Annotated in this window: 22 protein-coding genes; 12 read left to right on the forward strand and 10 right to left on the reverse strand. The window is 70.7% G+C overall.

The annotated features are described in order from the left end of the window. Positions 1 to 6: 6 nt before the first annotated feature. Positions 7 to 780 (reverse strand): ABC transporter permease, encoded by a 774-nt coding sequence (locus OM076_RS23675; RefSeq protein WP_270042558.1) that lies wholly within the window; start codon positions 778 to 780, stop codon positions 7 to 9. Further along, entirely contained in the window at positions 777 to 1,748 is a 972-nt protein-coding gene (locus OM076_RS23680) for an ATP-binding cassette domain-containing protein (RefSeq protein ID WP_270042559.1), read from the reverse strand. The genes OM076_RS23675 and OM076_RS23680 overlap by 4 nt, the downstream gene beginning before the upstream one ends. 143 nt (positions 1,749 to 1,891) lie before the next feature. On the opposite strand from OM076_RS23680, the gene OM076_RS23685 reads away from it, so the two are divergent. Next, a complete protein-coding gene (locus OM076_RS23685) occupies positions 1,892 to 2,776 on the forward strand; it encodes a hypothetical protein (protein WP_270042560.1) in 885 nt (294 codons plus the stop codon). A gap of 48 nt (positions 2,777 to 2,824) precedes the next feature. Here OM076_RS23685 and OM076_RS23690 read toward each other — a convergent pair whose 3' ends face one another. Continuing rightward, positions 2,825 to 3,352, reverse strand: coding sequence for a cupredoxin domain-containing protein (locus OM076_RS23690; RefSeq protein ID WP_270042561.1), 528 nt, complete (start codon positions 3,350 to 3,352; stop codon positions 2,825 to 2,827). A gap of 13 nt (positions 3,353 to 3,365) precedes the next feature. Beyond that, positions 3,366 to 4,451, reverse strand: a complete 1,086-nt coding sequence (locus tag OM076_RS23695) for an MFS transporter (RefSeq protein ID WP_270042562.1) — start codon at positions 4,449 to 4,451, stop codon at positions 3,366 to 3,368. A 30-nt stretch (positions 4,452 to 4,481) separates the two neighbouring features. Between OM076_RS23695 and OM076_RS23700 the strand changes: the two genes are divergently transcribed. Both OM076_RS23700 and OM076_RS23705 read left to right on the forward strand, forming a co-directional pair. Beyond that, the gene (locus OM076_RS23700) at positions 4,482 to 5,168 is read left to right on the forward strand and encodes an alpha/beta fold hydrolase (RefSeq protein ID WP_270042563.1); all 687 of its coding nucleotides are present in this window, start codon (positions 4,482 to 4,484) and stop codon (positions 5,166 to 5,168) included. A gap of 4 nt (positions 5,169 to 5,172) precedes the next feature. Continuing rightward, positions 5,173 to 5,736, forward strand: coding sequence for a TetR/AcrR family transcriptional regulator (locus OM076_RS23705; RefSeq protein WP_270042564.1), 564 nt, complete (start codon positions 5,173 to 5,175; stop codon positions 5,734 to 5,736). 514 nt (positions 5,737 to 6,250) lie between these two features. Here OM076_RS23705 and OM076_RS23710 read toward each other — a convergent pair. Continuing rightward, positions 6,251 to 7,507, reverse strand: coding sequence for a ribonucleotide-diphosphate reductase subunit beta (locus OM076_RS23710; RefSeq protein ID WP_270042565.1), 1,257 nt, complete (start codon positions 7,505 to 7,507; stop codon positions 6,251 to 6,253). Positions 7,508 to 7,537: 30 nt separating this feature from the next. Beyond that, complete coding sequence (locus OM076_RS23715) at positions 7,538 to 8,881, reverse strand: glycine--tRNA ligase (RefSeq protein WP_270042566.1); 1,344 nt, start codon at positions 8,879 to 8,881, stop codon at positions 7,538 to 7,540. Positions 8,882 to 8,920: 39 nt separating this feature from the next. On the opposite strand from OM076_RS23715, the gene OM076_RS23720 reads away from it, so the two are divergent. The 5 genes from OM076_RS23720 (at position 8,921) to OM076_RS23740 (ending at position 14,875) form a co-directional block, all read left to right on the forward strand. After that, positions 8,921 to 9,274 carry an FmdB family zinc ribbon protein gene (locus tag OM076_RS23720; RefSeq protein ID WP_270042567.1) on the forward strand — a complete coding sequence of 118 codons (354 nt, stop codon included), beginning with the start codon at positions 8,921 to 8,923 and terminating at the stop codon, positions 9,272 to 9,274. A gap of 68 nt (positions 9,275 to 9,342) precedes the next feature. After that, a complete protein-coding gene (locus tag OM076_RS23725; RefSeq protein ID WP_270042568.1) occupies positions 9,343 to 10,254 on the forward strand; it encodes a DMT family transporter in 912 nt (303 codons plus the stop codon). A 36-nt stretch (positions 10,255 to 10,290) separates the two neighbouring features. Next, positions 10,291 to 11,415 (forward strand): acyl-CoA dehydrogenase family protein, encoded by a 1,125-nt coding sequence (locus OM076_RS23730; RefSeq protein ID WP_270042569.1) that lies wholly within the window; start codon positions 10,291 to 10,293, stop codon positions 11,413 to 11,415. Continuing rightward, entirely contained in the window at positions 11,412 to 12,398 is a 987-nt protein-coding gene (locus OM076_RS23735) for an acyl-CoA dehydrogenase family protein (protein WP_270042570.1), read from the forward strand. Before OM076_RS23730 ends, OM076_RS23735 begins: the two co-directional genes overlap by 4 nt. Before the next feature lie 86 nt (positions 12,399 to 12,484). After that, positions 12,485 to 14,875: a hypothetical protein gene (locus tag OM076_RS23740; protein WP_270042571.1), complete on the forward strand. Its 2,391-nt coding sequence runs from the start codon at positions 12,485 to 12,487 to the stop codon at positions 14,873 to 14,875. On the opposite strand, the gene OM076_RS23745 is transcribed toward OM076_RS23740, so the two are convergent. Continuing rightward, entirely contained in the window at positions 14,872 to 16,002 is a 1,131-nt protein-coding gene (locus OM076_RS23745; protein WP_270042572.1) for an LCP family protein, read from the reverse strand. The genes OM076_RS23740 and OM076_RS23745 overlap by 4 nt on opposite strands. Before the next feature lie 22 nt (positions 16,003 to 16,024). Between OM076_RS23745 and OM076_RS23750 the strand changes: the two genes are divergently transcribed. Further along, the gene (locus OM076_RS23750; protein ID WP_270042573.1) at positions 16,025 to 17,020 is read left to right on the forward strand and encodes an ROK family protein; all 996 of its coding nucleotides are present in this window, start codon (positions 16,025 to 16,027) and stop codon (positions 17,018 to 17,020) included. Further along, on the forward strand, positions 17,017 to 17,877 hold the full coding sequence (gene rsmI / locus OM076_RS23755) for a 16S rRNA (cytidine(1402)-2'-O)-methyltransferase (protein ID WP_270042574.1): 861 nt from the start codon (positions 17,017 to 17,019) through the stop codon (positions 17,875 to 17,877). The genes OM076_RS23750 and rsmI overlap by 4 nt, the downstream gene beginning before the upstream one ends. Before the next feature lie 131 nt (positions 17,878 to 18,008). Here the strand turns inward: rsmI and OM076_RS23760 are convergent, their stop codons facing one another. After that, positions 18,009 to 18,932 (reverse strand): multicopper oxidase domain-containing protein, encoded by a 924-nt coding sequence (locus OM076_RS23760; RefSeq protein WP_270042575.1) that lies wholly within the window; start codon positions 18,930 to 18,932, stop codon positions 18,009 to 18,011. After that, complete coding sequence (locus OM076_RS23765; RefSeq protein ID WP_270042576.1) at positions 18,929 to 19,987, reverse strand: cupredoxin domain-containing protein; 1,059 nt, start codon at positions 19,985 to 19,987, stop codon at positions 18,929 to 18,931. The genes OM076_RS23760 and OM076_RS23765 overlap by 4 nt, the downstream gene beginning before the upstream one ends. Positions 19,988 to 20,186: 199 nt before the next feature. Here OM076_RS23765 and OM076_RS23770 point away from each other — a divergent pair, with 199 nt between their 5' ends. Then, positions 20,187 to 21,020 carry a cupredoxin domain-containing protein gene (locus OM076_RS23770; protein WP_270042577.1) on the forward strand — a complete coding sequence of 278 codons (834 nt, stop codon included), beginning with the start codon at positions 20,187 to 20,189 and terminating at the stop codon, positions 21,018 to 21,020. A gap of 5 nt (positions 21,021 to 21,025) precedes the next feature. Further along, on the forward strand, positions 21,026 to 22,009 hold the full coding sequence (locus OM076_RS23775) for a ketopantoate reductase family protein (protein ID WP_270042578.1): 984 nt from the start codon (positions 21,026 to 21,028) through the stop codon (positions 22,007 to 22,009). On the opposite strand, the gene OM076_RS23780 is transcribed toward OM076_RS23775, so the two are convergent. Next, positions 21,967 to 22,374 (reverse strand): DUF350 domain-containing protein, encoded by a 408-nt coding sequence (locus OM076_RS23780; protein WP_270042579.1) that lies wholly within the window; start codon positions 22,372 to 22,374, stop codon positions 21,967 to 21,969. The genes OM076_RS23775 and OM076_RS23780 overlap by 43 nt on opposite strands. Positions 22,375 to 22,380 lie beyond the last annotated feature (6 nt).

A 22,380-nucleotide genomic window follows, 5' to 3' on the forward strand; every position in this document is an offset into this window, starting at 1 on the left:
AGACCCCTATTTGGCGGCGACCTGCCGATATCGCCGGATCGACAGCGGCACGAACACGACGAGCAGCACCGCGACCCACACGAACGCCATCCAGACGTCGCTGTTGGCGGGGGTGCCGAGCCAGAGCGACCGCACCGCGTCGACCACGGTCGTGAACGGATTGGCGTTCGCGAACTGTTGGAGCCCGTCCGGCATCGACTCCGCCGGCACGAACGCCGAGGACGCGAAGGTCAGCGGGAAGATCGCCGTGAAGCCGATCGCGTTGGCGGTCTCCGGCGAGGACGCGAACAGCCCCACCAGCGCGAACACCCACGAGAACGCGTAGCCGAACAGCAGCAGCAGGACGATCCCCAGCACGACCTCGGCCGCCGTCGTGTCCTGGAAGTTGAACCCGCAGATGATCCCGACGACGAGCAGCACGGTCAGCGAGAGGCAGTTCAACACCACGTCGGAGAGCGTCCGCCCGGTGAGCACCGCGGCGCGCGACATCGGCAGCGACCGGAACCGATCGATCAGGCCCTTCTGCACGTCCTCGGACAGTCCGAGCGCGGTGACGAACCCGCCGAACGCGATCGACTGGACGATGATGCCCGGGATCAGGAAGTCGACGTAGTCGAAGCCGGGCGTCACGATCGCGCCGCCGAAGACGTAGATGAACAGCAGCACGAACATCACCGGCTGGATCGTGTAGGCGATCAGCAGGTCGGGCTGGCGCGGGATCCGCTTGAGGTTGCGGCGCGCGAGGACGAACGTGTCCGAGACGGTGTACGCGACGCTCATAGCGCGGCCGCCTCCTCCGCCTCGGCGCGCTCCTCGGCCGCGTGGCCGGTCAGCGTGATGAAGACGTCGTCGAGCGTCGGGCGGCGCAGCGCGATGTCGTCGATGCCGACGTCCGCGCCGTCGAGGCGTCGCACCGCCTCGGCGATCACGCCCGTGCGACTGCGGATCGGGACGTGCACGACGCCGTCCTCGTGGCTCGGGCGGCCGTTCGCGAACTCCGCCAGGGCGGCGATCGCGGCCTCGGGGTCGGCGCCGGGCTCGAGCGTCACGTCGAGCCGCTCGCTGCCGATGCGGTCCTTGAGCTCGTCGGAGGTGCCCTCGGCGATCACGTTGCCGTGGTCGATCACGACGATCTGATCCGCGAGCCGGTCGGCCTCCTCGAGATATTGCGTCGTAAGGAGCACCGTCGTGCCCTCGGCCACGCGCGCCTCGATCGTCTCCCACATGCCGAAGCGGGCGCGCGGATCGAGGCCCGTCGTCGGCTCGTCGAGGAAGATCACCGGCGGGCGGTAGACGAGCGCCGCCGCGAGGTCGAGCCGCCGCCGCATGCCGCCCGAGTACGTCTTGGCGGGGCGCCCGCCGGCCTCGGTCAGCTCGAAGCGCTCGAGCAGCTCGTTCGATCGCTTCCGCGCCTCGGCGCGCGGCAGGTGGTACAGCTGCCCGACCATCTCGAGGTTCTCGAACCCCGTGAGATTGTCGTCGACCGCCGCGTACTGGCCCGCGAGGCCGATCTTGGTGCGCAACGCGTCGGCGTCGCCCACGACATCCAGCCCGACGACGCGGGCGCTGCCCGCGTCGGGCTTCAGCAACGTTGCCAGGATGCGTACCGCAGTGGTCTTTCCGGCGCCGTTTGGACCCAGGAGGCCGAGGATCGAGCCGGTCGGCGCCGCGAAGTCCACTCCGCACAGCGCCTTCACCGGCCCGTATGACTTCTCGAGCCCCTCCACGGCGATCGCGTGATCGCTCATTGAGGCGAAACTAGCGAGCGATCCCCGCCGAATGGTTCGGTTAGTCACACCTTCGCGCTACGTTGACGTCACGTCATCAAGCTCGGTGGCAGGGGTGTCCCGGGTCCTTGGTGAGAAATAGACGTCCCTTTCGGGAGGCAATCTTGCGACGTCTCACACTGGCGCCGGCTCTGCTGGCGACCTTCGTGCTGGCTGGGCCGGCACACGCGCAGGTGATGGAGAGCGGGCCCTCGAGCGACGCGTCGCGCGCGTCGGTCGAGGACTACTGGACCTCCGACCGCATGCAATCCGCCAAGCCGGCCGCGCGCATCATCAACGCGGACGGCACGCAGTCCAAGTCGCAGCCCGCGCCGCTGCCGTGGACCTCGCAGGAGGTGACCACGCCGTATACGAATGCGCCGACGCGCACCCACGGCAAGGTGTTCTTCACGTTGGGAGGCGTGGACTACGTCTGCTCGGGCACGGCGCTGTTGAGCGGCAACAAGAGCGTCGTGTGGACCGCCGGGCACTGCGTCAACGAAGGCCCGGGCGACTTCGCCACCAACTGGGAGTTCGTACCCGCCTACAAGGACGGCACGGCCCCGCTCGGCGTCTACGTCGCCGACAACCTGTTCACGAGCTCCGCCTGGGGCAACAGCGGCGACTTCAGCTACGACTTCGGCGCGGCGGTCGTCGCGCCGGCGGGCGGGACCGCGCTCACCGATCGCGTCGGCGGGCGCGGGATCAGCTTCAACTACAACCGCTCGCAGAACTACGTGTCCTACGGCTATCCGGCCGCGCCGCCGTTCACCGGCGAGCGCCTGTGGACCTGCAACTCGCCGCTGCAGGCGAGTGACAGCGGCGCGAGCCCGGCCACGATGGGCATCGGGTGCGACATGACCGGCGGCTCCAGCGGCGGCGGCTGGATCGTCGGCGGGAACCTGTACTCGGAGAACTCCTACGGGTACGACAACCAGCCGAACGTGATGTACGGCCCCTACCTCGACAGCGTGGCGCAGAGCGTCTACAACGCCGCCGCGGCGGACTGATCCGAGCCTGGTGCGGGCCGCCGCGCGTGGCGGCCCGCACCCGTCGGTCTACTTGACCTTGATCGTCCCGATCATCCAGGGGTGCACGGCGCAGATGAAGTTCAGCGTCGTGCCCTTCTTCGCGGTGACCTTGAAGCTCACCTTGCCCTTGGGCGGCAGGTAGATCGAGTCGCCGGCGGCGGTCTTGTCGCCGCCGGTGTCGAACCCGTCGCCCCCGGCCTCGACGACCGCCTTGCCGACCTCGCCCGTCTCCGGGTTGGCCTCGTGCGCGGCCATCAGCGGCCCGCACGCCTCGCAACCCATGATCTGCGCCGCCGTCTTCGGCAGCTTCTTCACCAGCGACAGCGAGTGCGGCTGGCCGCCGGTCGACTTGTCGCGCAGCGTGACGGTGTCACCGGACTTGACGTCATAGCTGTCGGCGTCCCAGTGCTGGGCGTCCTGCACGTACTGATTGGCCTTCACCTGCATCCCGCCGACGGCGGTGATGGTGTTCTTCTTCGGGGTGGCCGCGGATGCCGGGCCGGCGGCGATCGCGAAGACGCCAAGGGCCGCGACGGCGGCGCTGCGGTAGGTCATGCGCCGCACTCTGCTAGGCCACGGCGCGCCCTAAATCAGGGATCCTCCTAGTCGCGGCGGTGGTCAGCGCTCCGAACGCGGCCAGCGCCGACGCGAGCAGGAAGGCGGGAGCGAGGTCGCCATGCGCGACGAGCACCGCGCCGGCCGGGCCCGCGGCGGCGATGCCGGCGTCCCAGCACGACGTCATCGCGCCCACGGCGGCGCCGCGCTCGCGCTCGGGCGCGGCTTCGACGACCCAGACGGCGAGCGCCGGGAACACCGGCGCGACGGACGCGCCGGCGAGGGCAAGCGCGGCGAGGGCGCCGGTGCCGGACGCCACGCCCGCGAGCGCCGCGGCTTCCAGGACGGTCGAGAGCAGGATCACGGTGCGTGGCCCGAGGTCGTCGACCAAGCGGCTGCCCGCGAGGCGGACGGCGAGGAACGCCGCGGCGAACACGGCGAGGGCGAGCGTGCCGGCCGCCGGCACCGCGAACGCGTTCACGGTCCCGTAGCCGAACGACGCCAGCCCGAGGATCGCACCGGGCCGCCGGGCGGCGCGGGGGAGGAGCGGTGAGGCCCCGCCCCGGAAGCCGCCTCCCGGCGACCTGACTCCGACAGTGAGCACGACCGCGAGCGCTCCGGCCGCCGCCGCCAGCCACAGAGCGCTTCTCGCCCCCGCCGCCGAGGCCACGGCCGCGGCGAGCGGCGGCCCCGCGGCCAGGCCGCCCCACATCGACAGGCCGAAGTGACCGATCAGGCGCCCGCGCCGCTCGACCGGGGCGTCCGCGAGCACGCGCGCCAGCGCACCGGTGAACAGGGCGCCCTCGCCCGCTCCGACGACCAACCGGGCGACCGCCAGTTGCGCCGGGCCGTCCGCCGCGAGATGGCCGAGCATCCCCGTCGCCACGAGGACGGCCCCGGCCAGCGCGACGGTCCCGCCGTCGCCGCGGTCGGCGAGCCGGCCCGCGAACGGGCGCGCGACCGCGGTCGCCGCCGCCGCGAGCGTCACGAGCAGGCCGACCGTTCCCGGCCTCCCGTCCACGATCGCCGGAAGCGCCTGGATCGTCGCGCCGAGGGCGAGGTAGCCGCAAAGCACGGCGCACCACAGGCGCGTTGACATGGAACAGAACGGTACATACCATTCGGTTCCATGTCGAGCGTTCACCGATGGGGACCCGAGCCGGCCCGCGTCCTGCTCATCCACGGCATCACGTCGTCCGGCGCGACCATGTGGCGGCTGGGCGAGGCGCTCGCAGAGCGCGGCGTGGTCGCGCCCGACCTCCGTGGGCACGGCGAAGCCCCGCGCGCGGCGAGCTATCGCGCCGCGGATTTCGCGTCAGGCCTCGGCAGCGGCTGGGAGCTGGTGATCGGCCATTCCCTCGGCGGCCTGATCGCGGCCCACGCCGCCGTCGCCGATCCGGCCTTCGCGCGCCGCCTGATCCTGCTCGACCCGGTCCTGGAGATCGCCGACGAGGACTTCCCCGCGGTGCTGGAGAGCGTGGTCGACGAGGCCCGCGACCCCGCTACGGAGGAGGCGATCCGGGCCGAGAATCCCGGGTGGCATGACGAGTGCGTGCGCGCGAAGGCGCTGGCCGGGCGCCAGGCCGACCCCGGCGCCGTCGAGCGGATCATGCTCGACAACGCGCCCTGGCACCACGGAGCGCTCGCCGACCGCCTGCGCGTCCCGACCCTGATCCTCGGCGGCGACCCGGCGCTCGGGGGCATGGCCGGGTCGCACCTGGGCGCCGGCAATCCGCTGGTCGAGTATCGCATGGTCGCGGGAGCCGGGCACTCCGTGCACCGCGACCGGCCCGACGTCGTGCTCGAGGCCGTGTAACGCCGTGCCCGTCGCCAAGGGCGAGCCGCTGGACCCCGCGGCCACGCGCGCCCGGATCCTCGACACCGCGTCGCGGGTGTTCTACGAGCGTGGGACGCTCGCCGTCGGTGTGAACGAGCTAGCGGCGGAGGCGGGCGTGTCGAAAGTCACGCTCTATCGCCACTTCGACTCCAAGGAGGCGCTCGTCGCGGCGTTCCTGCGCCGGCGCAGCGACCGCGTGTCGGCGTGGCTGCGCGAGGTGTCCGCTCGCCCCGAGTTGAGCCCGACGGAACGGATCCTCGCGCTCTTCGACGCGCTGGGCGCATGGTTCGCCGAGCCGGCCTTCGCGGGCTGCGCGCTCGTCAACGGCGCCGTCGAGGCGCGCGGCGTGCACAGCGAGGCGCGGGCGATCGCGGCCTGGCATCTCGAGCGCCATCTCGCCCTGTTGCGCGAGCTCACCGGCGACGCCGAGGCCCTCGCACGGCAGTTGCTGGTGCTCGTGGAGGGAGCGACGACGGTGGCCTTCGTCCGCGGCGACCCGGGCGCGGCGGCCGACGCTCGCGCGGTCGCGGCGCTTCTGCTGGGCTAGAGGTGCTTGAAAGTCAACTGCGCCGGGTGGGGGAGGGGGAAGTGGCTCGCCCTTCGTTGCTGCCTCCCGCCGTCCGCCGCTCGGCTCGGCTCTGGTGCCTCGAATTGCCGTGCCGGGATACCGACAGTTACGGGCTACGGAGACGGAAAGTGTGTCCCTCGCACGCCTTGTCCCGGTCGCCGTGGTCGACCGTGCGCGTTCGAGGCGCGGATCGCGGGTTTCGATTAGGTTCGCACTGGTCGAGCTGGCGCGCAGGTGGGGGTGCGTAACGAGAAGTTCCTGACAGGACGTTCTCGTTACGCACCCCCTTCGCAATCCGCGCCGGCGGGTGAGCGGCGCGCGTGAGAACGCACTTTTCTGTCCCCGTGGCCCGTAACTGTCGGTATCCCGGCGCGAGAATTCGGGGCGACAGAGCCGAGCCGCGCAGCGGACTCACGGCAGCCCAGGACGGGTGGCTCGCCACTCCCCCCTCCCCACCCGGCGCAGTTGACTTTCGTCCCTTCCGACCCGGGGGCTAGAAGAGGCTCCGCGCCGCCCACAGAGCGCGCGGGGAGCCGTGCGCGCGAAGCTTGCCCGTCGCCAGCGCCCTCCGCGCGTCCAGGCGCTGCGCGACGATGTCGACCCAGTCCTCGTAGCGCACGCGCAACTCGACGTCGATCTCCGGCGCTCGGCCCGGGGCGGCAGCGGTCGAGCCGTTGTCGACGCGGACGTGCCAGGACTCCGCGTCGGCGAACTCCCACTGCACGGTGAACGGACCCGCCGGCGCGCTGCGGTGGTCGACCGCGCGGGCGATCGAGGTGAACAACAGCTCCATCGCCACCGGGTCGCGCGGCGGGGCGCCGTTGGGCGGGCCGATGAACCCGGCGCGTAGCATCGCCAGGCCGTAGTCGGCGCGCTCGGCGGCGCTCATCTCCAGCGGGAAGATCGACGGGCCCGGGAGCGACTCCAGCGGCAGGCCGGCGGAGCGCAGCTTGGCCTCGAAGGAGCGCGCGCCCTCGGTGTAGATCTCCTCCAGCGTGAAGCCGAAGCACTCGGTGTAGGAGCGGTCCCAGTTGGGCGGGATGAAGACCGCCAGCGAGTACGGAGTCACGCGGCGGATCAGGTCGGCGACGGCGTCGCGTACGCCCGGGTCCTCCGTGTGCAGGTCGTGCAGCAGCTTGACGCCGAACCCGATGTGGCGCTGCTCGTCCAGAGCGACCAGGCGCATGCCCTCGCGGAAGCCGGGCAACAGGTCGCGGCGCTCCAGGTAGTCGGAGATGAAGTGCTGGCCGGGCTGCGCGAGCAGCGCCTCGACGACGACGTGGTACATGGTCACCGCGCGCGCGAGCGCGACACGGCTCGTGTCGGTCCGCAGCGCTCCGGTGATCTCGTCCAGCAGCGCGAACGTCTTGCGGAAGCCCCAGGTCAGCTCCGGCTCGGTCGCGCGCAGCCCGCCCGCGACCGACCCGTCGCCGCGCCCGACGACCTCGTGCAGGAAGCGCTTGAAGAAGATCGCGTGGCGCGCCTCGTCGACCTGCTGCGTCGCGAGGAAGTACTTCTGCTCCTCGCGCGGGGCGGCGGCGATGAACGGCGCGAGGTCGTCGGCGACGGCGTCCTCGCCGTGGAAGAACATCGCGTAGCTCCACAGTGCGGCGCGGCGCTCGTGCTCGGTCAGCACCTCGTGCCACTGGCGCCGGTCCTCGGTGAAGTCGATCTCCAGCGCGCGCCAGTTGCCGCGCTCCCAGCGCGCGTAGAGATCCTCGTATGAGACCTGCGAGCCGGCGGCGGACATACCGCCGAACCTACACCCGGCGACCCGGGACTACGTGCGGTTCGTCACACGCCCTTCGAGCTCGTCGGCGATGCCCTCGACCGGGATCCGCTCCTGCGTGAGCGAGTCGCGATCGCGCAGCGTCACGGTCCCGTCCTCGAGCGTCTGGTGGTCGACCGTCACCGCGTACGGCGTGCCGATCTCGTCCTGCCGGCGGTAGCGCTTGCCGATGTTGCCGCCCTCGTCGTACTCGGTCGACATCCGCTTGCGCAGCTCGAGGTAGATCTCGCGCGCCTTCTCCGGGTGCCCGTCCTTGCGCAGGAGCGGGAGGACCGCGACCTTGACGGGGGCGACTGACGGATGCAGCCGCAGCACGGTGCGCTTCTCGCCGCCGATCTCGTCCTCGTCGTAGGCGTCGCAGAGCAGCGCGAGCACCGTCCGGCCGAGGCCGGCGGCCGGCTCGATCACGTGCGGGAGGTAGCCCTCGCCGGTCTGCGGGTCCTTGTACTCCAGGTTCTTGCCGCTGTACTCCGAGTGCTGCGTGAGGTCGAAGTTGCCGCGGTTGGCGACGCCCTCGAGCTCGCGCCACGTGCCCGCGTAGAGGTACTCGACGTCGCTCGTCCCGCTCGAGTAGTGCGAGAGCTCCTCGGGATCGTGCGGGCGCAGGCGCAGGTTCTCGCTGCGGATGCCGAGCCGCGTGTACCAGTTCAGCCGCTCCTGGCACCAGTACTCGTACCATTGCTGCGCCTCGTCGGGCGGGACGAAGAACTCCATCTCCATCTGCTCGAACTCGAGCGTGCGGAAGATGAAGTTCGCGGGCGTGATCTCGTTGCGGAAGGACTTGCCGATCTGCGCGATGCCGAACGGCGGCTTCTTGCGCGCGAAGCTCAGCGTCGTCTTGAAGTCCAAGAAGATGCCCTGCGCGGTCTCGGGGCGCAGGAAGACCGTCGAGCCGTCCTCCTGGACGGGGCCGATCGTCGTCTGGAACATCAGGTTGAACGCGCGCGGCTCGGTCAAGTCGCCGCCGCAGACCGGGCACTTGACGGTCTCCGGATCCTCTCCGCGCGCCTCGGCCTCCTCCTGCAGCGTGTCCAGGCGGAAGCGCCGCTTGCACTTGCCGAGGCACTGCACGAGCGGGTCGCTGAAGCCCGCGAGATGCCCGGAGGCCTCCCACGTGCGCGGGTGCTGGATGATCGCGGAGTCCAGGGCGACGATGTCGTCGCGCTCCTGGATCATCGCCTTCCACCACAGATCCGAGACGTTGCGCTTGAGCAGGACGCCGTAGTGCCCGTAGTCGTAGGTGTTGGCGATTCCGCCGTAGATCTCGGAGGCCGGGAAGATCAGGCCGCGGCGCTTGCAGAGCGCGACGACCTCGTCGAGGGTGGCTGCGGGCATAGGACGCGGAGTTTAGGCGCCTATACTCGACCGTCGCCGATGCCGATTTACGAGTACCGCTGCGATAACGGACATCACTTCGACGTGATGCAGAAGATGACCGATGGTCCCGTGACCGAGTGCGAGGTCTGCGGAGCCCCGGTCCAACGGGTCTTCCACCCGGTCGCCGTGCACTTCAAGGGCTCGGGCTTCTACAACACCGACTACGGCACCGCCAAGCGCAACCGCCAGACGGCGGCCTCCGCTGAGTCGGGCGCGAACAAGAACGACGCCAAGCAGGCCGAGAAGAAGTCCGACAGCTCGTCGAGCTCGGGCTCGAGCTCGACGTCCTCGGACTCTTCTTCTTCTTCCTCCTCGTCGTCGCCCTCGACGCCCAGCAAGTCCGACGCATAAGCGTTCCTGATCCCTCGTAGGAGGGATCATCATTTGCGCTTAGAGACGTCGGAGCCGACACTCCAGCTATGTCCACGCGCCACGCCACGCTCCTCGCCGCGCTGGCCGCGGTCTGGGGCGGGTCCTATCTCCTGATCAAGTACGCGCTCGACGGCTTCTCGGCCGCGATGATCGTGTCCGCCCGCAGCCTGATCGCGTCCGCGGTGCTCTTCGCCGTCCTGAAGTCCCGCGGCCTCGCGCCCGCGACGCTGCGCGACGTGCGGGAGCGGCCGAAGTGGGCGTTGATCCTGGCGCTGACCGCCGTGGCGGCGCCGTTCCTGCTGATCACCTTCGGCGAGCACGTGGTGCCGAGCGGGCTGACCGCGGTGCTGATCTCGCCCGCTTCGCTGTTCGTCGCGCTGCTGGCGCCGTTCATCCTGCCCAGCGAGTCGATCGACCGCCGTCAGGGCGCGGGCATGCTGCTCGGCCTGGCGGGCGTGGCGCTCGTGGTCGGCGTCGAGGCCGTGCACACCCTGAGCGAGTTCCTGGGCGCGCTGGCGATGATCGGCGCGGCGTTCTTCTACGGCCTCTCCGGCTTCGTCGTCAAGGGCCGCTACGGCGCGCTGGCCGCGGTCCAGACCTCGTGGATCAGCGTCACGATCGCGGGCCTGCTGACGCTGCCGATCGGGATCGCGACGACGCCCGGGCACACCCCCGGACTCGGCGCGATCGCGGCGGTCGTCGTGCTCGGCGCGGTGGGCACCGCGATCGCCTTCGTCATCTACTACGAGCTGATCGCGGGCATCGGCCCGGCCCGCGCCGCGCTCGTCTCCTACCTCGCGCCGGGCATCGCCCTGTTCTACGGCGCCATCTTCCTCGACGAGAAGATCACGGCCGCGGCGATCGGCGGGCTCGTGCTGATCCTGGGCGGCGTCGCGATCGCGTCGCGGCCCAAGCGCGCGCCGGTCAAGGTGGCCCAGCCGGCCGCGGCAAGCGCCTGACACGCCCCGTGTTGACGGCGTGTTAGTTTCCGCTCCGTGGACCTGACGCTCTCGCCGGCCGAAGAAGAGTTCCGCGACACGCTGCGGTCGTGGATCGCCGAAAATCACCCGGGCAAGGAGCCGGAGGGCGATGAAGCGTCCTTCGCGTTCCGCCGCGAATGGCAGCGCAAGCTCAATGACCGCGGCTGGGCCGGCCTGACCTGGCCGACCGAGTACGGCGGCGCCGGCGCGACGCAGATCGAGCAGGCGATCCTGTTCGAGGAGTTCGCCCGCTCGCGCGCGCCCCAGATGGCGAACGTGCTCGGGCTGACGATGGGCGGGCCGACCGTCATCGCGCACGGCACCGACGAGCAGAAGGCACGCTTCCTCGCGCCGATCCTCTCGGCCGACGAGATGTGGTGCCAGGGCTTCAGCGAGCCCGAGTCCGGCTCCGATCTCGCGTCGCTCAAGACCCGCGCGGTGCTCGAGGGCGACGAGTACGTCGTCACCGGCCAGAAGGTCTGGACCACGTTCGCGCACCACTCGAAGTGGTGCATGCTGCTCGCGCGCACCAACCAGGACGCGCCCAAGCATCGCGGCCTGACCTACTTCCTGATGGACATGGAGCAGCCGGGCGTCGAGATCCGCCCGCTCGTCCAGATCACCGGCGAGGCGGAGTTCAACGAGCTCTTCATCGAGGAAGCCCGGATTCCCGTCGAGAACGTGGTCGGCGGCGTCGACAACGGCTGGCGGGTGGCGATCACGACGCTGATGCACGAGCGCGCGGGGCTGGCGTTCGCGCTGCAGGCGCGGGTGCAGGTCGCGCTCGGCGAGCTCGCCGACGAGCTGAAGGGCACGACGGACCCGGTGATCCGGCAGCGCTTCGCGCAGATCGCGATCGAGGCGCAGGTGCTTCGCCTGCTCGCCTACCGCGGGCTGACGAGCACGCTGAAGTCCGGCGAGCCCGGTCCTGAGGGCTCGCTCGGCAAGTGGATGTGGGCGGACATCAACCAGGCGCTGACGACGCTGGCGATGGACGTCAAAGGCCCGAGCGCCCAGCTGGTCGACGACAAGTGGACCTACCGCTTCCTGCGCGCCCGCGCGAACTCGATCGAGGGCGGGACCACCGAGATCCTCAAGAACATCGTCGCCGAACGCGTCCTGGGGTTGCCACGCGGATGAACTTCGATCTGACCGAAGACCAGCGCGACATCCGTCGCACGGCGCGCGACTTCCTCGCGGCCCGCTACACCCCCGAGCAGATCCGCGCGATCGCGCTCGACGGCCAGAGCGACCCCTACTGGGACGACATCGTCGAACTGGGCTGGCTCGACGTCGCCGAGCTTGGGATCGTCGAGCTCGCCGTACTGGCCGAGGAGCTCGGCTACGCGCTCGCGCCTTCGCCGCTGGCCGCGCAGTGGGCCGCGCAGCTGCTGTATCCGGGTCTCGAGGGTCGCGGGACGGTCGCGATGTGGGACGCCGACGGTGGCGCCGATCCCGAGACGCCCACGCTCTCCGTCGCCGACGGAAAGCTCACGGGCGTGAAGATCGCGGTCCCGAACGCCGACGTGGCCGACACGATCGTCGTCACCGCCGAGGGCGGCCGGCACTTCGCGGTCGCGGCCGCCGATGCCGTGATCGAGCCCGCCCGCGCGCTGGACACCACCCGCCCGTTGTTCACCGTCCGCTTCGACGGTGCCCCGGGTAGCGAGATCGAGGGTGACCACTTCGGCCGCGCCTGGCACGCGATCGCGGTGATGGCCGCCGCCGAGTCGGTGGGCGTCGCCGCGCGGGTCACGGCCACCACGGTCGAGTACGCCAAGGAGCGCAAGCAGTTCGGCCGGGCGATCGGCTCCTACCAGGCCGTCTCCCACGCCTGCGCGCAGATGTTCCTCGAGACCGAGGGCGCCCGCTCGGTCACGCTCTGGGCCGCCTGGGCGCTCGACCACGACCCGGAGATGGCCTTCATGGCCGCCAACTGCGCCAAGGCCTACGCCTCCGACGCGGCGGTCAACGTCGCCCGCTCCTCACTCCAGGTCCACGGCGGCATCGGCTTCACCTGGGAGCACGACCTCCACCTCTACCTCAAGCGCGCGGAGGCGAACGCCCACGCGTTCGGGGACGCGGGCTGGCACCGCGAGCAGGTCGCCGCCGCTTTGCTTTAGCCATTTGTCGCGGTCCGATTCCGGACGGAGGGCAGTAGGTTGGCGGGGCTATGCGAATTGCTGCGTTGGTCCTGACTACATTCGTCGTGCTGCCCGCATCCGCCGGCGCCGCCTCCGAGTGCGACAAGGAAGGCGAGTTCTACCGCGACCTGTGCCGGAGTGAGCGTCCGCTGGTGTCGATCCAGATGTCCGCCGCCTCACCACGGGCGGGCTCGATCGTCAAGCTCACGGCGAGCAGTGACGGGCGCAGGGTGACCTACGCGTGGGACCTCGACGGCGACGGCACGTTCGACGACGCCGTCGGCGTGAAGGCCGAGCAGATCTACACCAGCGGGACACGCACCGTCGGGGTGCGGGCGACCGATGCCTTCGGCCGCACCAGCGCGGAGACGCGCACGTTCCTCGTCCACGACTTCAACGCACGCCCGACGGTCGAGCTCGACCTCGGCTCCGGTGTTGCGACGGTCGGGCAGTCCCAGACCATTCGCGTCACCGCCGCCGACCCGGACGGTCCCGCTCCGCGGGTCGACGTCGACCGCGACGGCAACGGCAGCTTCGAGACCCTCCTGATCCCCAACAGATCGACGATCGAGACGACGGCCTTGACGGCGGGCGCCGTCGTGATCGCGGCGCGCGCGACCGACGAGGCGGGTGCGACAACGGTGGCCACTGCGCCGCTGCAGGCGTTCGTGCCGACACCGGGTCTCGGTGTGCGCGTGACGGCGAACGACCCGAATCGTCCTGTCGTCGCCGGCGAGCTGGTCGATGTGCAAGCCGTGGTCACCGATCTCGACGCCGTGAAATACGAGTTCGACTACGACGGCGACGGCACGTTCGAGGACGACAGGCGTCTCGGCTGGCGCATCGCGAAGGCCTTTACGGTGGGAGAGCACGAGGTGGGCGTGCGCGTGACCGACCGCTCCGGGGTGAAGCGGACCGCCCGGACGTCGTTCCTCGCGGTCGCGTCCGCGGACTCGGCGACGCCGTCGCTGCGGCTCGAGCAGGTCCCGCGCGCGTACACGGGCGTGCCGATCGACCTGCGAGCGAAGGCCTTCACCGCCGGCGAGGGGTTCAGGGTCGACTGGGACGCGGACGGCGACGGCGCGTTCGACGACACGTTCACCTCGGCGGGCACGATCACCGATGCGCGCGGCACGTTCACGTACACGGCGCCCGGGACCTACGACGTGCGCGCGAAGGTGACGAACGCCAGCGGCGTGTCGCGGGTGGACCACACCGCGATCACGGTCACGGACTCGCCCGCGGCCGGGCCGGGCTTCGGCGCGCTGACGCTCTCGCCGCCGCGGCCGGCGGGCCAGGAATGGATCCTCGACGCGCGGTCGCAGCCGGGCTCGACGCTCACCTTCGATCTCGACGGCGACGGGCAGTTCGACGACGTTCCGGCGCACGACCAGTACGGCTACCGCTGGGCGTTCGCCACGCCGGTGGCGATCGCGGTCAAGGCGACCGACGCCGCCGGCAGGTCCACCGTCCGCACGCAGGAGGTCGAGCCCTTGCCCGGCAACGTCGGGCCGCAGGCGAACCTGATGTTCCTGCCGCAGGTCTTCCCGACGCCGGAGCAGATCGGTGAGCCGCGGCTGCTCGCCGGGCGGCCCACGACCGTGCTCTACGAGTTGCTCCACGTGGGCGAGCCCTGCTGCACGGCCACCTGGGACACCGACGGCGATGGGGACTACGACGACGCGACCGGCGCGTTCGGAGCATTCACGCCGCAGGCGCGCGAGTACACGCTCGGCTTGCGCGTCGAGGACGACCTGGGCGGCGTCGGTACCGTGCGCGACACGTTCTCGGTCGGCACGCTTCCGCCGAAGGTGGCGGTCGACATCGCGCCGAACCTGAAGACCGCGACCGCCACCGCGTCGGATCCGGACGGGGCTCTCTCGGGTCCGCTCGAGTGGGACCTCGACAACGACGGCGTCTTCGACGACGCGACGGGCGACACGGTCCCACTGAGCCCCACTGCCTACCTCGTCGGGGTCCGGGCCGCCGACGCCGGCGGCGACATCGGCATCGACTACGCGCAGGTGCAGCATGCGGTCTGCACGTGCGAACCGCCGGAGGCTACGCCTACGCCCACTCCCACGCCCGACCCGACCTCCGGGCCGATCGAGAATCCCCCGCCTCCGAAGCCGCTGCGGCTGAACGCACGGTTCGCCACCCCGCGCCTCGGCGCGCTCCTCGCCCGTGGGCTCACGGTCAGGCCGGGGTGCGAGATCCGCTGCCGCGCGACGGTCGCGATCGAGGTGGACAAGCGGACGGCGAAGAAGCTCAAGCTGCGCTCGACCGAGCTCGGCCATGCGGGCGGGACCGGCACGACGATCACCGTCAAGCTCAACGCCAAGGCGCGCAAGGCGCTCGCCAAGGTGCGCTCGGTCAGGTTCAGGGTCGCGGTCGTCGCGACCGGCGCGGACGGACGGATCGGCACCGCCAACCGCACGCTGACCGTGAAGCGTTAACCGGCGAGGAAGCGGTCGACGGCCGCGCGCTTGCTCGCGTCGTCGACCGTGAGCCCGGCGCCGCCGTCGGGCAGGGTCAGCGTGCCCGTGGGCTTCAGGACCGTCGGCTTGGCGGTGCCGGCGGAGAGCTCCGCGCCGACCAGGCCGAGCAGTGACGGGCCGGACATGTCGGACCGGATCGCCTTTGGCGCCGCCCACGAGACCCAGGGGAGGCGCACGAAGGTCTCGAAGGAGCTGACCTTGTCCTTGATCGACCCGAGGATCTTCTGCTGGCGGCGCGCGCGGGTGAGGTCGGATTCCTTCGGGTTGCAGTCGTTGTGGCGGGTGCGGGCGAGCGCGAGGGCCTGCTTGCCGTTGATCTCCTGCTCGCCGGATTTCAGGCGCAGCGTGTAGCCGCCGTTCTTGAAGCCGCCGTTGAGCTTGGAGACGACGCAGCCCCCGCGGTAGGTCACGCCGCCGAGCGCGTCGATCAGCTGCGGGAAGTTCTCGAAGTTGACCTCGACCAGGTGGTTGACCTGGATGCCGGTGAACGCCTCGACCGTGCGGATCGCCAGCGCGGGGCCGCCGATCGCGTACGCGGCGTTGATCTTGTTCTGGCCGCTGCCGGGGATGTTGACCACGGTGTCGCGCGGAATGCTCAGCGTCGCGTTGTGGCCGCCGCCGATCCGCAGGAGCAGGATGCTGTCCGAGCGGCTCGGCTGGCCGATCTTCTGCGCGCCGGGCTCCTTGGAGCCCTTGGTGCGCGCGTCGGAGCCGAGGACGAGGATCGTGTTGGGTGACGTGAGCGGGTAGCCCGCGCCGCCGAGCTCGTTGTCCGCGGCGTCGGAGACCTTCGACGACTGCACCTGCGCGGAGACGAGGAACAGCACGAGCGAGATCGCCAGCCATGCGACGAGGGCGACGATCAGCCAGCGCAGGACCCGCCACGGGCTGATCCGCGGGCGCCGGCGGTGCCGACGGCCGGGCTTGGGCGCGCGCCCCGGTTGCGGCGGCGTCTCCTCGTAGCCCTGCGGGGTGTCGCGCTGCATCTCGCGCAGCCCGCCGTCGTCGCGGTTGCGGCTCAGGAACCGGGGCTTCGCGCGGTAGAGCGTGTACTCGGGTTGTTCGTCGTCGCGAGAGTCAGCCATGGCGGATCGGTAAGGTGGCGCGATGGCCGAGGGCTACGTCATCGGCGTCGACCTTGGCGGCACGAAGCTGCTTGCAGGAGCGGTCGGCGCGGATCTGTCAGTGATTCACCGTACCAACCGATTGGTCTACGGCCTCTCGCAGGATGAACTCGTGCAGATGATCGCCGACGCGATGGAGGAGATCCGCGTCGCGATCGGCGCGCCGATCGAGGCGATCGGCTTCGGCATCCCGTGCACGTTCGATTCCCGCACCGGCATGGCGGTCCAGGCGGTCAACGTCCCGCTCAAGGACATCGCGTTCGCGGACGTGATGACCGAGCGGCTGGGCATCCCCGTCGTGGTCGACAACGACGCCAACTGCCACACCGTGTGCGAGTCGCGCCTGGGCATCGCGCAGGGCGCGACCGACGTGACGCTGCTGACGCTCGGCACCGGGATCGGCGGCGGCCTGCTGCTGCGCGGGGAGATCTACCGCGGGTGGATCAACGGCGGCGCCGAGATGGGGCACATGGTCGTCGAGATGAACGGCCGCCCGTGCCAGGGCAATTGCCCGAACTGGGGCTGCCTGGAGTCGGTCGCGTCCGGCTCCGCGCTGGTGCGCGAGGCCTCATTGGCGGTCGCCCGGCGGCCCGACACGGCCTTGGGCCAGGCGCTGGAAGAGGGCCGCGAGCTCACCGGCCCGCTGATCACCGAGCTGGCCACGGGCGGCGATCCGGTGGCGCGGGGCGCGATCGAGACCATCGGCCGCGCGCTCGGCGTCGGCATCACCAACCTCGTCAACATCTTCAACCCGCAGGTCGTCGTGATCGGCGGGGGCGTGATCGCGGCCGGCGAGCTGCTGCTGGCCCCGGCGCGCGAGGTGATGATGGAGCGCGCACTGGCGCCCGGGAAGGACGTCGTGCGCGTCGAGGCCGCGCGCTTCGGGCCCGAGGCGGGGATGATCGGCGCGGGCCTGCTGGCGCGCGACATGCTCGACGGGATCGTCACCGGCGCCATCGAAGCGCGACCGCCGACATGACAGAGCCGATGGGCTCGTCGCCGGAGCCATCGGCCCCGGCACGGCCACGCGGAGCAGATGGTCGTCTGGTCGTCTGCCCGACGCCGATCGGGAACCTCGAGGACGTCACGTTGCGGGTGTTGGCCGCGCTGCGCGAGGCCGACGTGGTGGCGTGCGAGGACACCCGCCACACCCGCGTCCTGCTCGACCGCTACGGCGTCTCGGCCAAGCTCGTCAGCTACCACGAGCACAACGAGCGCGCGCGGGCGGCCGAGCTGGTCGAGCAGATGCTCGCGGGCGCGGTCGTCGCGCTGGTCAGCGACGCGGGCATGCCGCTGGTCTCCGACCCCGGGTTTCCGCTGGTTCAGGGCTGCGTCGCCGCGGGTCTGGCGGTCGAGGTCCTGCCCGGCCCGTCGAGCGCCCTGACGGCGCTGGTCGCCAGCGCGCTGCCGTCCGACGTCTGGCGCTTCGCGGGCTTTCTCCCACGCAAGCGCGGCGCCTTGGAGGCGGTCCTGATGACGCCCGAGACGCTCGTGGCCTTCGAGTCCCCGCGCCGGATCGGCGCCTCGCTCGCGGTGCTGGCAGAACTGGACCCGCAGCGCCCGGTCGCGGTCTGCCGCGAGCTGACGAAGATCCACGAGGAGATCGTGCGCGGCACGGCCTCCGAGCTCGCCGCCAAGTACGCGGCCGAGGACGCGCGCGGCGAGATCGTGGTCGTCATCGGCGGCGCACCCGCACCCACCGGCCTCGACCCGGCAGCCGTGGAGGCCGTGCGCACGCTGGTGGAGGCGGGCGCACGGGCCAAGACCGCGGCGAAGGTGGTCGCGGAGCTCACGGGCGCCCCCGCGAACGCGCTCTACCGCGAAGTCGCCACCTAAACCCCACCTAAGGGGTCTAAACCCCACCTAAGGGGTCTGGCCCCTTATCTCGCCCTTAGGTTGGGCTACGGTCGGGAAACGGCGTTGCGGGGCCAAACGCGACCTAAAGGGAACCTAAGGGGTCTGGCCCCTTAGGTGCGCTTTACCTGGTAGGTACCGACCATCCCCGCCGCCATGTGGGTCTCGACGTGGCAGTGGTAGAGCCAGGTGCCGGGGTCCTGCTCGCGCCAGCGCACGCGCAGCGACTCCGCCGGGCCGACGGTCGCGGTGTCGATCGGGACGCCGTTCGGGTCGCGCCAACGGTGGCCGTGGACGTGGAAGGTGTGGTGCTCGGAGCCCATCGCCATCACGTCCCACTGCACGAGGTCACCCACGCGCGAGTGGAACACCGGCGTGTTGCCCACGAACGCCCGCCCGTCGATCGCCTGGAACTTGCCCATCGGCGAGAACACGACGACGTACTCGCGGTCCGGGGCGCGTTCGTGCTTGCCGAGGATCGAGAGCATCCCGAACATGCCGCCGTCGATCGAGGCCTCCATCTCCGGTCCGTGGTCGTGGTAGGGCCACGCGCCCGCGGAGTCGTCGCCGGCCGTGAGCTTGTAGGTCCAGGTCTGGCCGGGCTTGACGTCGGCGTCCTTGCCCGAGTAGCCCGGGAGGTACGCGCCGTCGGAACTGGGCTTGTACTCGACGCCGTGGAAGTGCATCGAGTGCGGCCGGTTGAAGGCGGTGTCGAGGTTCTTGAAGTGGATGCGCAGCTTGTCGCCGACGCGGGCCTTGATCAGCGGCCCCGGCATCAGGTCCGAGTTGCCCGAGCCCGCCGGCACGTTGGCGATCGGCGTGCGCCACTGCTTCGTGTAACGCCGGTAGACCGTGGTCCCGAAGACCGTCTCGGCCGGCGTGTACTCCATCCCCATGATCGCGTCGTGGCCGTTGGGGACGATGTTGAAGGTCACCGGCACCGCGGCGACCCAGTACTCACGGGTGGCCGCGGACGCCGACGGGGCGGCGAGCACGCTCGCCGCCCCGAGAAGCACAACGGTTGTCAGTCGTCTCACTGGACGACGACGGTACCGCTCATGAACGGGTGGATCAGGCAGTAGAACTTGTAGGAACCGGGGGTATCGAACTTGACGCTCGAGGATTCCGGCAGCGGCGTGGCGCTCGCGACGTCGAGTGCGCCTGAGTTCCAGAACCCGTTGCCGTGCAGTGTCGGGTTGACGGCGACCGGGGTGACATCGGACGGGTAGACGCCCTTCGGGTCGATCGCGGGTGATTCGAACGAGGCCGCGATCCCGCCGAGGTACGACGCCGGATCCTCGATGTTGCCAGGACCGAACGTGGCCGTGTGGGCCTCGTAGCTGCCCTTGGTCATCTGGAACTTCACGGTCGTACCGGCGGCGACGGTCAGGCTCGCAGGCGCCATGCCGAAGTACTCGACGCCGCCCTTGCCGGCCACGCCGAGGTCGATCGTGTTCGCGCCCGGGTTGGTGTCCGCGAGGCCCTTGGCGGCCTTCAGCGCCGCGTCGGCCTGCTTCTTGACCGCGGCGGCGTCCTGTTTGGCGGTCGGGATCGTGGCGCCCTTCTTGGCGACCGTGACGCTCGCCGCCATGCCCGGATGCAGGTCGCAGTAGACCTTGTAGGTGCCGGCCTTGGTGAACTTGACCGTCATCGGCTTGGGCTTGTCGCCGGTGGGGAGGCCGGACTCGACTTGCTTGGAGCCGTTGTAGCTGAACTTCTTGCCGTAGGCGGATTTCGCGAAGGCCGGGTTGAGGCTCAGGTTGTCCTGGCCGTTGAACCAGAACGCCGCGCCCGCGGCGTCGGTCACGCCCGCGGCCTTGGAGCCGGTGGGGAGGATGAACGGCAGCGCGCCGTCACCCTTCTTCGGCAGGTTGATCGTGTGGAACCCGGCCGGGACGAAGGACACGGAGTCGCCGACGTTGACGGTCAGCTTGCTCGGGAAGAACGCGTTGGCGGTCGTCGTCTGACCGAGCTTCTTGGCGGTCGCGACGGGCGGCCCCACGTACATCTCTTTGGTCTTCGCCTGCGCGGCGGCAGGTACGAGGACTGCGACAGCAGCGCTGGCGAGGGCCGCCGTTCGGAACGAAATCATTAGCGCTCCTTTAAGGGGTGTAGCGCAATCCAACCCGCAGCGCGGAGTCGATGTCAAGCGCTCGGGGGAACTGTGTGGGGGATACGAGGGCCCCGGTACGGCTACCTCCCGTGACCGGTTCGGACACCTCTCCCCATTCGTCGCGGAAACTCCCTCGCCACGACGGACCGGTATCGGGATAGTCGCGGTGATGCGCCGAATGCTGCTCCTTTCCCTCGCGCTTGCCGCCCTGTCGGCGGCGCCGGCGTCCGCCGCCGACATGGACCACGGCGGCGCAGGGGCGGCGGTGCCGATCTACAACGCGGCGTTCGCGGTCCCGCACGTGGACGTCCTGGCGGGCGACACGGTGACGTGGCACAACGACTCCGTCCGCACCCACAACGTCAACGCCGACGACGGCAGCTTCGCCTCGCCGCGCCTGTTCATGAGCGGGACGTTCGGGCATCGCTTCGACACGCCGGGGACCTTCGCCTACTACTGCCAGTTGCATCCGTCGATGCGCGGCGACGTGGGCGTGCACCGCGTGCTGCTCGACGGCGCGAAGGAGCCCGCCGCGCCCGGCAAGCCGTACGCGCTCTCCGGCCGGGCGGCGCTGCCCGAGGGCGGCACGGTCTCCATCGAGGCCGGCGGCGTCGTGGCCGCGACCGCGAAGGTGGCGGCCGGCGGGACCTTCACCGCGACCGTCACCCCGCGCGAGACCACGGCCTACACCGCGGTCGTCGAGGGCGAGTCCGCCCCGCCGGTCCAGGTGATCGTGGTCGATCGCAAGGTCGCCGCGAAGCAGTCCGTCCGCGGGAAGCGTCGTGTGATCGACGCAACCGTGACGCCGGCGTCGGTGGGCGCGACGGTCGTGCTGCAGCTGCGGCTGAAGGAGCACTTCGGCTGGTGGCCCGTGCAGGTGGCGAAGCTCGACTCCTCCTCGCGCGTGCGCTTCACGCTCCCGCGCGGCCGCAAGGTCTCCGCGCGGGTGCTGCTCACGACCTCCGACGCGGCCACCGAGCTCGCGCGCAGCACCACGTTCCGCCTACGCTGAGGGGTATGCCAAGGATTCTGGTCGTCGGTGGCGGTGCCATCGGCGGCATCACCGCGGCCCAGGCGGACGCCGACGTGGTCGTGCTCGACGCCAACGAGGCGCACGTCGCCGCGCTGCGCGATCCGGGGCTCGTCTACGAGCAGGAGGGCGCGGAGCGGGTCGCGGTGCTCGATGCGGTCTCCTCGGTGGACGCGCTCGAGGGCTTCTTCGACTTCGCGTTGGTCGCGGTCAAGTCACCGCTGCACCACGTCGCGCTGGAGCCGCTGGTCGCGCGCGGCGGGATCGGCGCGTTCGTCTCGATGGGCAACGGACTGATCCAGGACCGGATGGAGGGCATCGTCGGCGCCGGGAACCTGCTTGCGTGCATCGTCGAGTGGGGCGGGTCCAACGTGGGGCCGGGGCGGCTCGTCCGTGACTCGTTGGGCGGGTACATGGTGGGCGAGCTGGATGGGTCGTTGAGCGAGCGCGCCGGCGTGCTCGCGGCCGCCTTGCAACCGCTCGGCCACACACGGGTCACCGACAACGTGCGCGGCATGATCTGGTCCAAGCTCCTGATCAACACGACGTTCACCGGTCTCTCGGCGGTGTCCGGGCTGCGCTACGGCGGGGTCGCGTCGCAAGGTCCGGACGCGGTCTTCGCGCTCTGGGCCGAAGGGATCGCGGTGGGTGACGCGCAGGGGCTCACGCTCGAGTCCATCCACGCCACCAACCCGCACGAGTTCGACGCGGCGGAGCTGGAGCGCATGATGGAGACGATGGCCAACGTGCGCCCGTCGATGCTCCAGGACCTCGACGCGGGCCGCGAGACCGAGGTCGACGTCGTCAACGGCGGCGTGGCTTCAAAAGGCCGCGAGCTCGGGATCCCGACGCCGTGCAACGACGCGGTGGTCGAGCTGGTGCACTCGATGGAGCGCGGTGAGCGCTCCCCGGACCCCCGCTGGCTGCGCTACGTCAGCGACGCGCAGACGACCAGCGCGACCGACAGCTGAATCCCTGCGCTGACCCACGCGGCGGGGTGCAGCGTCGGGTTGAAGCAGTGATCGGCGAGCTTGCCCGGGATCAGGAGGTCGAGGATCGTGAAGCCGATCGCCTGCACGAGCACGCCGACGAGGCCGAAGATGGCGGCGTCGTCGAGCCCGTCCCAGCCGGCGCCGGTGAAGTGGATGGCGAAGTAGAGGATCAGGCCGAGAGAAGCCAGCCCGGTCGCGGCGAGCAGGCCGGCGCCCGGGTTGCCCTCCATCACCAGCTGGCCGAGCTTGCCGGGGGTCAGCAGGTCCAGCACGATGAAGCCGACGACCAGGACCGCGAGCCCGACACCCGAGTAGGCGAGCACCTGCAGGACGAGTTCGAACACTTGGGA

It is taken from the genome of Solirubrobacter ginsenosidimutans (assembly GCF_027587205.1).